This window comes from Sphingomonas sp. GC_Shp_5 (assembly GCF_026540855.1).
GTDB lineage: Bacteria > Pseudomonadota > Alphaproteobacteria > Sphingomonadales > Sphingomonadaceae > Sphingomonas.
In genome coordinates, this window is record NZ_JALNUP010000005.1 from 178,263 (window position 1) to 189,717 (window position 11,455).

Consider the following 11,455-nt stretch of genomic DNA (forward strand, 5'->3'; position numbering starts at 1 on the left):
CTCTCGATGCCGCTGGGTAGCCTCTCGCCGATCATCGCCGCCAGCACCGCCACGGTGGATGCGCTCGCGCCGCGCTTCGCCAGGCTTGGTGCCCATGCCGCCGAGGCGCTGATCGATTCCTATGTCGACGAAGCGATCGCGCAATGGCGGGTCGAAGACGCCACCTTCTGGCAGCGGGTCAAGTTCCGCGCCCGCATGCTGCGCGCCGCCGGCCAGTACACGCTGCCGGTCGGGCACGCCTGATCATGCTGATGCGCTACACGCCGCCCACGCCGCCGCAGCAGCCCAGCGAGCTCGCTATCGAGGATCGTCGCGAGAACCGCCGCCACACCACCGTGCTGCTGATCGGCAAGGTGCGGCAGGGGGCGGGCGATTCGGCCTGTCTGGTCCATGACATCTCCGCCCACGGGCTGATGGCGCGCTTCACCGCCGCACCGGCAGTCGGCGATCGGCTGCTGATCGAAATGCGCGGCCTGCCCGAGGTGGCGGCGACGGTGCGCTGGGTGGACGGCTACAAGGCCGGCGTTGAGTTTGCGGCACCGCAGGAGGTCGAGCGCGTGTTCTGCCTGCGCGACGAGCAGGGCCTGGTCGCGCGCGCGCCGCGCTTCGCCATCGCCGCCAGCGCGGTGATGCGGATCGGCGCCGAACGCTGGGCGGTCGATCTGCTCGATATCTCGCCGGGCGGCGTCAAACTGCGCACCGATCGTCCGCTCCAGGCCGGTCAGGCCGGCAGCATCCTGCTCGCGGCCGTCGGCAGTCCGATCTATGGCGCGATCTGCTGGGTCCGCGACGATCGCTGTGGCTTCCGCTTTTCGAGCCCGCTGCCGCTCACCAGCCTTGCCCGCGTGCTCGGCTGCTGACAGCCGCTAACGGACGTGCCAGGCGCGTCTCGGCGCCGCTGGTGACGATGTAATCGACGATCGGGATCTGTGAGGGGCTAGGCAGGGGCATCAGCCCCTGCCGGATCATCTGGTGCGGTCGAGAAGACTCGAACTTCCACGGCCTTTCGGCCACAACGACCTCAACGTTGCGCGTCTACCAGTTCCGCCACGACCGCACGTGATAAGAACACCGGGCAGCCCGGTATCTGGCAGGCGCAGGCCACTAGCAAAGCGGGTCGGGCACTGCAACGCCTTTCGACAAGAAAGAAGAACGGCAGCAAATCAGCGACAAACCGGTGCTTGCGTCCGCATAGCCGACGCCATCGCGGTGTTTATCGGACAGCCATGCGACGTGAACGCGGCCTCGTGGCAGCGGCTTAGCCCGCAACGACGGATATCTTACGGTTCACAACCATCAGGTTGCCTGATGAATATCAGCAACCAACCGGTAGCCAATCACCTGCCGCGAACGTTCTTAGTGCGCGTCTTCGCCGGCAAAGCTCAGCTCGAGCCGCTTGGAATTGGCCGGCACGTCGAGCTTGGCGGAATTGAACAGCATCGATCCGCCCGGCGGCAGCGTGCGCTGCTGCGGGTTGATCGTCCAGCTATACACCATCCGGCCCTGGCCATCGCGCAGCTCGGCGCGAATGTCTGGCACCCGCTGGCGTTCGCCCGAGGGGTTGGTCACCTGGCCGCTCACCGCGAACAGTTCCGAGCCATTCTCCAGCTCGCGCCGCTCGATCGGATTGTCCTTGATCCTCAGCGGTGATTCGGCGGCGCCCACCGGCAGGCCGACCCGCGCCAGCAGCCCCGGCGCACCGACCCACAGGATCGCGGCGACGCCCGCCAGCATCAGCAGCCCAGCGACCACCGCGATGATCGTCGATCGCCGCTGGGTGTTGCGGCGTGGCCGCGTCACCGGGCGCTGCGAGAACGCCTCGTAATCGGGGGTGATGATCGGCCCCTCGGCCACCGGCGATACCGCGGCGGGCCGCGACAACATCGCCGGCTGCTGCCACGGCGCCTCGCCGTCCAGATCGCCGGCGATCTCGTCGGCATAGGCGTTGGCGTCGGCGGGCATGGGCAGCGGCGCCACAGGGGCTGGTGGCGGGGGCGGCAGCGGCGCCGGATCCTGGAACCAGCTATGCCGGCAGTTGGCGCAGCGCACGGTACGGCCCTCGATCCCGATCGCGCTGTCGGGCACCAGATATCGAGTGCTGCATTCTGGGCATTCGAGGATCATGCGGGCGCTTCACGGAACGGGCCGGCGGGAGCTGCGGCCATCTTAACACAATTCTAAGCACGTAGCCCCGGTCCGTGGCAAGCGTCGCGTGACGCGCTTGAAGCGCCGCGCCGTGCATGCGAAGGCTGATCGCGGGGCAACGGCTAACAAAGAGCGGCGGCGTCGACGCGCATGGCGAATATCGTGCAGTTCGAAAATGTTGGGCTGCGCTATGGCACCGGCCAGGAAACCCTGTCCGATATCAGCTTCACGCTCGGCAGCGGCGCCTTCTATTTCCTCACCGGCGCAAGCGGCGCCGGCAAGACCTCGTTGCTCAAATTGCTCTACCTCGCCCAGCGCCCCAGCCGCGGCATCATCCGCCTGTTCGGCGAGGATGCCGTCACCATGCCGCGCACCCGCCTGCCGGGGTTCCGCCGCCGTATCGGCGTCGTCTTTCAGGATTTCCGGCTGGTGCCGCACCTGTCCGCCTGGGACAATATCGCGCTGCCGCTGCGCGTCGCCGGCATGCCCGAGGAGGATATCGAGCAGCCGGTGCGCGAGATGCTCGCCTGGGTGGGGCTTGCCGAACGCGCCCAGGCGCGCCCGGCGACGCTGTCCGGCGGCGAGCAGCAGCGTGTCGCCATCGCCCGCGCGGTGATCGCCCGCCCCGAACTGCTGGTCGCCGACGAGCCCACCGGCAACGTCGATCCGGAGATGGCGGATCGCCTCCTCCACCTGTTCGATTCGCTCAACAAGCTCGGCACCACCGTGGTCGTCGCCACCCACGATTTCCATCTGCTCAACCGCGTGCCGGGCGCGCAGATGATGCGGCTCGACAAGGGCCATCTGCTCGATCCCACCGGCTCGCTGCGCTACCCGCCGCCGCCCCGCGGCGTCGCATGAGCCGCCATCGCGAACGCAGCACCGCCGAACGCCGGGTGCTGGACGAGGCCGGCGGGCTGCGGGCGATGACCTGGGTGATGGCGATCATGCTGTTCCTCACCGTGCTCGCCGCCGCGCTCGGCCTCGGCACCCGGCAATCGGCGCGCGCGCTCAAGCGTCAGCTCGCCGGGCGGCTGACGGTGCAGCTGGTGGAGGGCGATCCCGCCCGGCGCGAGGCGCTCGCCACCCAGGTCGTCGCCCGGTTGCGCGCCATGCCCGAGGTGACCCGCGCGACGCCGGTGCCGCGCGCCGACCTTACCCGTCTGCTGCGCCCGTGGCTGGGGGACGCCGGCGACGATCCCGAGCTGCCGATGCCGGCGATGATCGATGTCGATCTCGCGGATGCCGGCGCGGTCGACCGGGTCGCCGCGCGCGTCCATGCCACCAGCGCCACCGCGCGGGTCGATCGCCACGGCAGCTGGATGTCGCCGGTGTCCGGCTTGATGACCTCGCTCACCTGGCTTGCCGCCGGCTTGGTGGCGCTGATGCTCGCCGCCACCTCGGCGGTGGTGGTGCTCGCCGCGCGCGCCGGGCTTGAATCGCATCGCGCGACGATCGAGGTGATGCACATGCTCGGCTCCACCGATGTCCAGGTCGCTCGATTGTTCCAGCGCCGGATCGCGCTCGACGCCACCGTCGGCGGCGCGGTCGGCGGGCTCGGCGGCCTCGGCGTGCTCGCCTTCATCGGCGACAAATTGTCACAGCTGGGCTCGGAGCTGCTCGGCAACATCGCGCTCGCCCCGGCGGACTGGATCGCGCTTGCGCTGATCCCGGTGCTGTTCGTCATCATGGCGACGCTCGCGGCGCGGGTTGCGGTGCTCGCGGCATTGAGGCGGACGCTGTGATCGTGCGGCTGTTCGGCTTGCTCGCGCTGCTCTGGTGCCTCGGCTTCGCATTGTTCATGCTGCTGCTGCCACAGCCGCTGGAGGGATCGACCAGCGATGCGATCGTCGTTCCCACCGGCGGCCCCGGGCGGATCGATCGCGGCATCGCCTTGCTGCGCGCGCACCAGGCGCGGCGGATGCTCGTCACCGGCGTCGCGCCCGGCGTCACGCCGATCGATCTCGCTCGCGAATATCGCACTGCGCCCGCGCTGTTCGCCTGCTGCATCGATCTCGGTGCCGATGCGGTCGATACCCGCTCCAATGCCGAGGAGACCGCCGCCTGGGTCAAGGCGCACGATTATCGCACGGTGCGGCTGGTCACCTCGGATTGGCACGTGCCGCGGGCGCGGATGGAGCTAGCCGCCGCGCTCGGCAAGCGCGTCGTCATTCTCGGCGATGGCGTGCCCGGCACCCCGCGGCTCGGCACCCTCGTCAACGAATATAACAAGCTGATCCTGCGCCGGATCGCCTTATGGATCGGAGTGGGCGCATGATCGCCTGGGTGCGTACGTGGGTGTTCAACCTCATTTTCTACGGCCTGTCGGTGCCGATCGTCGCCAGCGTCCCGGTATCGGCGCTGTTCGGTCGCGCCGCGGTGATCCGCCACGCCCATGTCTGGGCACGGCTTCACCGCTTCCTCAATCGCGTTATCCTCGGCATCACCGTCCGCGTCGAGGGGATCGCCGCCGATCATCCGGTGTTCTATGCCGCCAAGCATCAGGCGATGTTTGAGACGCTCGAGCTGCAACTGCTGCTTCATGGCCCGGCGATGGTGATCAAGCGCGAGCTGTCGAAGCTGCCGATGTGGGGCTGGGCGGCCTATCGTTACGGCTCGATCGTCGCCGATCGCGAGGCGTCGGCGGCGGCGCTGCGCAGCATGATGCGCGAGGCCAAGGCGCTGGCCGGCGAGGGCCGCTCGATCCTGATCTATCCCGAGGGCACGCGGGTGCGCCCCGGCGAACGGCCGCCGCTCCAGGCGGGGTTCGCCGGTCTTTATCGCACCCTGGGGCTGCCGGTGGTGCCGGTCGCGCTCGACACGGGGGAGGTATGGCCTCGCTCGGGGCCCAAGCGGCCGGGCGTGGTGACGATCCGGATCGGTGACGAGATCCCGGCCAGGCTGTCACGCGACGAGATCGAGACCCGGGTCCACGCGGCGATCAACGCGCTCGATTGAGCGTCGCTGAGACCGCGCGCGCGATCAGTCGTGCGCGCGCCCGAAATCGGCCGCCGCGTCGTCCTGGCCCTGCTCGACGATCGAGCGCCGCACCGCGCGGGTGCGGGTGAACAGCTCGAACAGTTCATCGCCCTTGCCCCAGCGGATCGCCCGCTGGAGCTGGCTGAGGTCCTCGGAAAAGCGCTGCAGCATCTCGAGCACCGCCTCGCGGTTGGTGAGGAACACGTCGCGCCACATCGTCGGGTCGGAGGCGGCGATGCGGGTAAAGTCGCGAAAGCCGCCGGCGGAATATTTGATCACCTCCGATTGGGTGACCTCCTCGAGGTCGCTAGCGGTGCCGACGATCGTATAGGCGATCAGATGCGGCAGATGGCTGGTGATCGCGAGCACGCGGTCATGGTGGTCGGGTGCCATCAGCTCCACCTGCGCGCCCAGCCGCCGCCAGAATTCGGCAACCCGCTCCACCGCGGCGGGCGGTGCGCCCTCGGGCGGGGTGACGATGCACCAGCGGTGGTGAAACAGTGTCGCAAACCCCGCCTCGGGCCCGCTCTGCTCGGTCCCGGCCACCGGATGCGCCGGAATAACCGTCGCGCCTGGTAGGGCCTCAGCCAGCATCCTTGCCACCTCCGCTTTGCAGCTGCCTACATCGCTGATGATCGCCTCGGCCGGCAGGTCCGCGGCGAACTCCGCCGCCACCGCGCCCATGGCACCGACCGGGATACACAGGATGACGAGATCGGCATCGATCACCGCCGCGCCGGCGCTGTCGGCGACGTCGTCGGCAAGCTCGATCCTGACTGCCGTCTCGCGAACCGCGGGATCGGCATCATAGCCGGTCAGCCGCACCGTCGGCATCGCGCTGCGCACCGCGCGCGCCACCGACGAGCCGATCAGCCCCAGCCCGATGATGGTGACCCGCGCGAACGGCAGCATCAGGCTCGGCCCGCTTCCGCCTTCGCCACCTCGGTACGCAGCACCTCGACCACCGCGCGCAGCTCGTTCTCGGTGCCGATGGTGATGCGCAATCCGTGGGGCAGGCCCTGGCCCGGCAGCCAGCGGGTCGCAAATCCCGCCGCCATCAGCGCCTGGTAGGCGGTCTCGCCGGTCAGCGCGCCTTCGAACAGCACCAGCACGAAATTGGCCTTGCTCGGCACCGCGCGCAGCCCGGCCTGCGCCATGCTGGCGATCTGGTCGGCGAACCAGCCGCGCCACTGGCGGTTATGGTCGCGGCTGTGGGTGACGAAATCGGCCGCCGCCAGCGCGGCGACCGCGGCGCGCTGCGCGCCGATGCCGAACGCGAACGGTGCGCGGATCCGGTGCATCGCGTCGATGATCGCCGGCGCGCCATAGCCCCAGCCGACCCGCTCGGAGGCAAGGCCGAAAATCTTGGAGAAGGTCCGCGTCACCAGCACGTTGGGCTGGCTGCGCGCGAGCTCCAGCCCGCCGTCGTCGTCCGCAGGATCGAGATATTCGGTATAGGCCTGGTCGAGCACCAACAGCACGTCGCGCGGCAGCCCGGCGTGGAGCCGCGCGATCTCGTCGCGGGGCGTATAGGTGCCGGTCGGGTTGTTGGGGTTGGCGAGGAACACCACCCTCGTCTTGTCGGTGACGGCGGCAAGGATCGTGTCGACATCGGTGGCATAGTCGCGGTCGGCGGCGATCACCGGGGTGGCGCCAACCCGCCGCGTCGCGATCTCGTACACGGCGAAACCATAGCGGACGAAGATGATCTCGTCGCCGGGGCCGGCGAAGGTGCCGGCGGCAAGGTGGAGCACCTCGTCCGATCCGGTGCCATAGACGATCCGTTCCGCCTCGATACCGTAGTGATCGGCGAGGCGCGCGCGCAGCTCGGTCGCCGCGGCATCGGGGTAGCGTTCGAGCTCGGTGGCGGCGGAGCGATAGGCCTCGCGCGCCGTTTCGGGGGTGCCGAAGGGATTCTCGTTGGACGAGAGCTTGACGACCTTGCGGCCGTCGTCGCTGGTCGCCCGCCCGGGCACGTAGGGCGCGATCCCGAGGATCCAGGGTTTGGGGGCGGGCGCGTCGGCATGTGCGGTCATGGCACGGCGCCTTACGCCCCGCGCGCTTGCGTTGACAAGGCGAGGGTCCTAGCGGGCGGATATGACTGACGACCAGCGCTTCGGCCTGTCGCGCCACGTGACGCTGCCGGGGCCGCTCCGCCTCGATGGCGGCATGCTGCTGTCGCCGGTCGAGATCGCCTATGAAACCTATGGCACGCTCAGCGCGGACGGCGGCAACGCGATCCTGATCTGCCATGCGCTGACCGGCGACCAGCATGTCGCCTCGGCGCATCCGCGCACCGGCAAGCCCGGCTGGTGGACGCGGCTGGTGGGCCCGGGCAAGCCGATCGATCCGGCACGCGATTTCGTGATCTGCGCCAACGTGCTCGGCAGCTGCATGGGGTCGTCGGGGCCGGCGAGCATCGATCCCGCGACGGGCCGTGCCTATGCGATGACCTTCCCGGTGATCACGATCCGCGACATGGTCAAGGCGCAAGCGATGCTGCTCGATCATCTCGGCGTCGCGCGGCTGAAGGCGGTGGTCGGCGGCTCGATGGGCGGCATGCAGGCCCTGTCCTGGCCGGCGACCTTCCCCGCCCGGGTCGGCGCGGTGGTGGTGATCGCCTCCACCGCGCGCCACACCGCGCAGAACATCGCCTTCCACGAGGTCGGCCGCCAGGCGATCATGGCCGATCCCACCTGGGCAGGCGGCGATTATTATGGCGGCGAACCCCCCGCCGCCGGGCTCGCGGTCGCGCGCATGGCCGCGCACATCACTTATCTGTCCGAGGCGGGGCTCACCGAGAAGTTCGGCCGCCGCCTTCAGGCGCGGCCAGGCAAATTGGATGGGGCGAAAAGCTTCGGCTTCGACGCCGACTTCCAGGTCGAAAGCTACCTGCGCCACCAGGGCCTTAGCTTCGTCGACCGGTTTGACGCCAATTCCTATCTCTACATCACCCGGGCGATGGACTATTTCGATCTGGCCGAGGAGCATGGCGGTCTGCTCGCCAACGCCTTCCGCGCCAGCCCGGCGCGTTTCTGCCTGGTCAGCTTCGATACCGACTGGCTCTATCCTACCGCCGAATCGCGCACGATCGTCCACGCCCTCAACGCCGCCGGCGCCGCGGTCAGCTTCGTCGAGCTCTCCAGCCCCTATGGCCATGACGCCTTCCTGCTCGAGGCGCCGGAAATGAACCGGGTGGTCGACGGCTTCCTCAAGGCAAGCCGATGACCGAGATCCTCCTCTCCGACGATCATGCCTTGCTGCAGTTCGACCGGATCCACGCTTGGCTGGCGTCGAGCTATTGGTCACCCGGCATCGCGCGCGAGCTGGTCGAGCGCGCCGCAGCGGGGTCGCACGCGCTTGGCGCTTATCGCGACGGTCAGCAGGTCGGCTATGCGCGGATGATCACCGATCACGCCACCTTCGCCTGGCTCGCCGACGTCTGGGTGGACGAGGGCGTGCGCGGGCAGGGGCTCGGCCGACGCATGGTGTCGTGGTTCCTCGATCATCCGGCGTTCGCCGGCATCCGCCGCATCGCCTTGGTCACCGCAGACGCGCACGGCGTCTATGCGGCGCTCGGCTTCCACCCGCCGATCCGGCCCGATCGGTTCATGGAGCGGATGGCACCCGATTTCGCGCAGATGCTGCGCGACGCGCCCGCATGAACGCCCCAACGCTGCGCCCCGATCTCGCGATCATCGCCGATCACGTCGCCCCGCACGCACGCGTGCTCGATGTCGGCTGCGGTGACGGCGCGCTGATGGCGGCGCTGCGCGACACCAAGGCGGCCGACGCGCGCGGGCTGGAGATTGACGCCGGCAACGTCGCCGCCGCGGTCGCGCGCGGCCTGTCGGTGATCCAGGGCGATGCCGATGTCGATCTTGCCGGCTATCCCGACGCAAGCTTCGATTACGCCATCCTCAGCCAGACGCTGCAGACCGCGCGCGCGCCAGACGTGGTGCTCGATCACCTGCTGCGGATCGGCCGGCGCGCCTTCGTCAGCTTCCCCAATTTCGCGCATTGGCGGGTGCGCGTGTCGCTATTGTGGGGCGGGCGGATGCCGGTGACGCGGCTGCTGCCCGAACAATGGTTCGACACCCCCAACATCCACCACGTCACGGTCGACGATTTCCGTGCCTTCCTCAAGGCACGCGGCGTGGTGGTGGAAGAGTGCTGGTTCCTCTCCGGCGACCGCCGCACCAGCTCGGCCGCGGCCAATTTTCGTGCGGAACATGCGGTGTTCTTACTGCGGCGTTAGGGAACAAAATGGCTGCGCGCGGGTTTGCGCATACCAAATCGGAACCATCAATGACCAAGACTGCCCTGATTGTCGAAGATGAGATATTTGTGGCGCTCGACCTTGAGCGGATCCTCATCGACGCGGGCTACACGGTAGCCGCCATCGCCGCCGACAGCGCCAGCGCGATCAAGGCCGCGCCCGATTGCGCCTTCGCCTTCGTCGACGTCAACCTGCGCGACGGCCCGACCGGCCCGAGCATCGCGCGGCGGATGGCCGACGATTTCGGCATCAAGGTGGTGTTCGTGACCGCCAATCCCGCCCAGATCGATCCGTGCGGCGATGGTGCACTCGGTTATATCCGTAAGCCCTTCAGCGAGGCCGCGATCCTCGCCGCCGCGGCGATGGCGAGCAAGGGCGCGGACGAGCCGCTCGCTCCGGCCAACGACGATCTGGTGATGCTCCGCCCGAGCGCGGGCTAAGCCTACCTTAGCTGGCGCGACCGGCGTTCAGTTATGTTCGCGGCTGAACGCCGCCATCGGCACCTCGATCGTCACCACCAGCCCCTCGTGCCGCCAGTCGCGCGTAACGGTGCTACCGAGCTGGCGCACCGCGGACAGTTCGATCAGCTGGCTGCCGAACCCGCCACCCTGTGCTGGCGCGACCACCGCCGGGCCACCGCGCTCCACCCAGTGCAATTGCGCCCGTTCGGCGCCGCGCGTCACCGTCAGCTCGACGACGCCGGCGGTGGAGAGCGCGCCATACTTGGTGGCGTTGGTCGCCAGCTCGTGAAACAGCAATGCCAGTGGAGTCGCCGAGCGGTCGTCGATCGCGATGTCGTCGCCGACCACCTTTACCGTCGTCACATCGCCGCGGTGATAGGGAGCGAACAGCTCGCCGAGCAGGCCATGCAGGCTGTCCTGCTGCGCCGACGGGCGCGACGCCGGGCTGTGCGGCCGCACGAAATCATGCGCGCGCCCGAGCGCGGTGATCCGCTCGCGCAGGTCGGTGGCGATCGGCGCGAAGCCCGGCGTGCTGCGCGCCGCGAACGAGATCAGTCCCGAGATCACCGCGAAGATGTTCTTGATCCGGTGCGACAGCTCGTGGCTGATCACCTCGCGCTCCTCGAGCGCCATCTTCTGTTCCTGAATATCGGTGCAGGTGCCGAACCAGCGGGTGATCGTGCCATTGTCGTCGCGGATCGGCAGCGCGCGGCCGAGCACCCAGCGGTAAGTCCCGTCGAAATGGCGCAGGCGATATTCGATGTTATAGGGTTCGCCGGTGGTCAGCGAGTGCCGCCACACCGTCCAGGCGCGGTCCTGGTCGTCGGGGTGGAACATGCCGTTCCACCCTTCGCCGTCGGTCGAGCCCTCGGGCGTGCCGGTGAATTCATACCAGCGGGCGTTGTAATAATCGTGATAGCCGTCCGGCAGCGTCGACCACACCATCTGCGGCATGGTGTCGGCGAGGGTGCGAAACCGGTCCTCGCTGTCGACCAGCGCGCGGCGGGTGTTGTTCTCGGCGGCGCGCCACGCGGCGGCATCGCGGCTGTCGCGCAGCCGCACCATGATGTTCTCGGCGAGCGTCCGCAGCCCCTGTTCCTGGAGCGGCGTCAGGCCGTCGCGGGGTACCGAATCGATCACGCACAGCGAGCCCAGCGGCACGCCGTCGTCCGACACCAGCGGCGCACCCGCATAGAAGCGGATGTGCATGTCGCCGGTGACCAGCTCGTTGGCCGCGAACCGCGGGTCGAGCGTGGCATCGGGCACCACCATTACTTGGTCGCCCAGCATCGCGTGCGCGCAGAACGAGGTATGGCGCGGAGTCTCCGCCACATCGACACCGGTGCGCGACAGGAACACCTGGCGAGTTTCCTCCACCAGGCTGACCAGCGCCACCGGCGTACCGCACAAGGCGGCCGCGAAATCGGTAATCTGCTTCAGGCCCGCGCTGTTGCGCAGCGATTCGAGGTCATAGCTGTCGAGCGCGGCCATGCGACGCGATTCGTCGACCTGCCAGCCGCGCGCCACCGGCGGCGCCGGCCTTGTCTCAGACATGTCGGTGCTCAGAACGGCACGTCATCGTCGAGATCGT

14 protein-coding genes and 1 tRNA gene are annotated in these 11,455 nt (G+C 68.8%); 10 read left to right on the forward strand and 5 right to left on the reverse strand.

Going from position 1 to position 11,455, the window contains the following annotated elements; translation table 11 throughout:
• Window positions 1-6: 6 nt before the first annotated feature.
• Window positions 7-243 carry a hypothetical protein gene (locus OXR60_RS06065; protein ID WP_267394882.1) on the forward strand — a complete coding sequence of 79 codons (237 nt, stop codon included), beginning with the start codon at window positions 7-9 and terminating at the stop codon, window positions 241-243.
• Between the two features lie 8 nt (window positions 244-251).
• Window positions 252-860: a PilZ domain-containing protein gene (locus tag OXR60_RS06070; protein ID WP_267394883.1), complete on the forward strand. Its 609-nt coding sequence runs from the start codon at window positions 252-254 to the stop codon at window positions 858-860.
• A 110-nt stretch (window positions 861-970) separates the two neighbouring features.
• Here OXR60_RS06070 and OXR60_RS06075 read toward each other — a convergent pair.
• A tRNA-Leu gene (locus OXR60_RS06075) sits at window positions 971-1,057 on the reverse strand.
• A gap of 299 nt (window positions 1,058-1,356) precedes the next feature.
• Window positions 1,357-2,124 carry an MJ0042-type zinc finger domain-containing protein gene (locus OXR60_RS06080; RefSeq protein WP_267394884.1) on the reverse strand — a complete coding sequence of 256 codons (768 nt, stop codon included), beginning with the start codon at window positions 2,122-2,124 and terminating at the stop codon, window positions 1,357-1,359.
• A gap of 171 nt (window positions 2,125-2,295) precedes the next feature.
• Here OXR60_RS06080 and ftsE point away from each other — a divergent pair, with 171 nt between their 5' ends.
• Genes ftsE through OXR60_RS06100 form a run of 4 tightly spaced genes read left to right on the forward strand, consistent with a single transcriptional unit; the run spans window position 2,296 to window position 5,103 of the window.
• The gene (gene ftsE / locus OXR60_RS06085) at window positions 2,296-3,006 is read left to right on the forward strand and encodes a cell division ATP-binding protein FtsE (RefSeq protein ID WP_267394885.1); all 711 of its coding nucleotides are present in this window, start codon (window positions 2,296-2,298) and stop codon (window positions 3,004-3,006) included.
• Window positions 3,003-3,890: an FtsX-like permease family protein gene (locus tag OXR60_RS06090; RefSeq protein WP_267394886.1), complete on the forward strand. Its 888-nt coding sequence runs from the start codon at window positions 3,003-3,005 to the stop codon at window positions 3,888-3,890. The genes ftsE and OXR60_RS06090 overlap by 4 nt, the downstream gene beginning before the upstream one ends.
• Window positions 3,887-4,423: a YdcF family protein gene (locus tag OXR60_RS06095; RefSeq protein ID WP_267394887.1), complete on the forward strand. Its 537-nt coding sequence runs from the start codon at window positions 3,887-3,889 to the stop codon at window positions 4,421-4,423. The genes OXR60_RS06090 and OXR60_RS06095 overlap by 4 nt, the downstream gene beginning before the upstream one ends.
• Window positions 4,420-5,103, forward strand: a complete 684-nt coding sequence (locus tag OXR60_RS06100; protein ID WP_267394888.1) for a lysophospholipid acyltransferase family protein — start codon at window positions 4,420-4,422, stop codon at window positions 5,101-5,103. Before OXR60_RS06095 ends, OXR60_RS06100 begins: the two co-directional genes overlap by 4 nt.
• A gap of 24 nt (window positions 5,104-5,127) precedes the next feature.
• Here OXR60_RS06100 and OXR60_RS06105 read toward each other — a convergent pair whose 3' ends face one another.
• Window positions 5,128-6,036, reverse strand: coding sequence for a prephenate/arogenate dehydrogenase family protein (locus OXR60_RS06105; protein ID WP_267394889.1), 909 nt, complete (start codon window positions 6,034-6,036; stop codon window positions 5,128-5,130).
• Window positions 6,036-7,160: a histidinol-phosphate transaminase gene (gene hisC / locus OXR60_RS06110; RefSeq protein WP_267394890.1), complete on the reverse strand. Its 1,125-nt coding sequence runs from the start codon at window positions 7,158-7,160 to the stop codon at window positions 6,036-6,038. Before hisC ends, OXR60_RS06105 begins: the two co-directional genes overlap by 1 nt.
• Window positions 7,161-7,221: 61 nt before the next feature.
• Between hisC and OXR60_RS06115 the strand changes: the two genes are divergently transcribed.
• Genes OXR60_RS06115 through OXR60_RS06130 form a run of 4 tightly spaced genes read left to right on the forward strand, consistent with a single transcriptional unit; the run spans window position 7,222 to window position 9,843 of the window.
• Window positions 7,222-8,352, forward strand: a complete 1,131-nt coding sequence (locus OXR60_RS06115; protein ID WP_267394891.1) for a homoserine O-acetyltransferase — start codon at window positions 7,222-7,224, stop codon at window positions 8,350-8,352.
• Window positions 8,349-8,789: a GNAT family N-acetyltransferase gene (locus OXR60_RS06120; protein WP_267394892.1), complete on the forward strand. Its 441-nt coding sequence runs from the start codon at window positions 8,349-8,351 to the stop codon at window positions 8,787-8,789. The genes OXR60_RS06115 and OXR60_RS06120 overlap by 4 nt, the downstream gene beginning before the upstream one ends.
• Complete coding sequence (gene metW / locus OXR60_RS06125; RefSeq protein ID WP_267394893.1) at window positions 8,786-9,382, forward strand: methionine biosynthesis protein MetW; 597 nt, start codon at window positions 8,786-8,788, stop codon at window positions 9,380-9,382. The genes OXR60_RS06120 and metW overlap by 4 nt, the downstream gene beginning before the upstream one ends.
• A 50-nt stretch (window positions 9,383-9,432) precedes the next feature.
• Window positions 9,433-9,843, forward strand: a complete 411-nt coding sequence (locus tag OXR60_RS06130; protein ID WP_267394894.1) for a response regulator — start codon at window positions 9,433-9,435, stop codon at window positions 9,841-9,843.
• 27 nt (window positions 9,844-9,870) lie between these two features.
• Here OXR60_RS06130 and OXR60_RS06135 read toward each other — a convergent pair whose 3' ends face one another.
• Window positions 9,871-11,418, reverse strand: coding sequence for a PAS domain-containing protein (locus OXR60_RS06135; protein ID WP_267394895.1), 1,548 nt, complete (start codon window positions 11,416-11,418; stop codon window positions 9,871-9,873).
• Window positions 11,419-11,455: the final 37 nt, after the last annotated feature.

Coding starts and splice junctions, on each gene's coding strand:
- OXR60_RS06065 (WP_267394882.1), top strand. CDS start 7: ATGCCGCTGGGTAGCCTCTCGCCGATCATCGCCGCCAGCACCGCCACG.
- OXR60_RS06070 (WP_267394883.1), top strand. CDS start 252: ATGCGCTACACGCCGCCCACGCCGCCGCAGCAGCCCAGCGAGCTCGCT.
- OXR60_RS06080 (WP_267394884.1), bottom strand. CDS start 2,124: ATGATCCTCGAATGCCCAGAATGCAGCACTCGATATCTGGTGCCCGAC.
- ftsE (WP_267394885.1), top strand. CDS start 2,296: ATGGCGAATATCGTGCAGTTCGAAAATGTTGGGCTGCGCTATGGCACC.
- OXR60_RS06090 (WP_267394886.1), top strand. CDS start 3,003: ATGAGCCGCCATCGCGAACGCAGCACCGCCGAACGCCGGGTGCTGGAC.
- OXR60_RS06100 (WP_267394888.1), top strand. CDS start 4,420: ATGATCGCCTGGGTGCGTACGTGGGTGTTCAACCTCATTTTCTACGGC.
- OXR60_RS06105 (WP_267394889.1), bottom strand. CDS start 6,036: ATGCTGCCGTTCGCGCGGGTCACCATCATCGGGCTGGGGCTGATCGGC.
- hisC (WP_267394890.1), bottom strand. CDS start 7,160: ATGACCGCACATGCCGACGCGCCCGCCCCCAAACCCTGGATCCTCGGG.
- OXR60_RS06115 (WP_267394891.1), top strand. CDS start 7,222: ATGACTGACGACCAGCGCTTCGGCCTGTCGCGCCACGTGACGCTGCCG.
- OXR60_RS06120 (WP_267394892.1), top strand. CDS start 8,349: ATGACCGAGATCCTCCTCTCCGACGATCATGCCTTGCTGCAGTTCGAC.
- metW (WP_267394893.1), top strand. CDS start 8,786: ATGAACGCCCCAACGCTGCGCCCCGATCTCGCGATCATCGCCGATCAC.
- OXR60_RS06130 (WP_267394894.1), top strand. CDS start 9,433: ATGACCAAGACTGCCCTGATTGTCGAAGATGAGATATTTGTGGCGCTC.
- OXR60_RS06135 (WP_267394895.1), bottom strand. CDS start 11,418: ATGTCTGAGACAAGGCCGGCGCCGCCGGTGGCGCGCGGCTGGCAGGTC.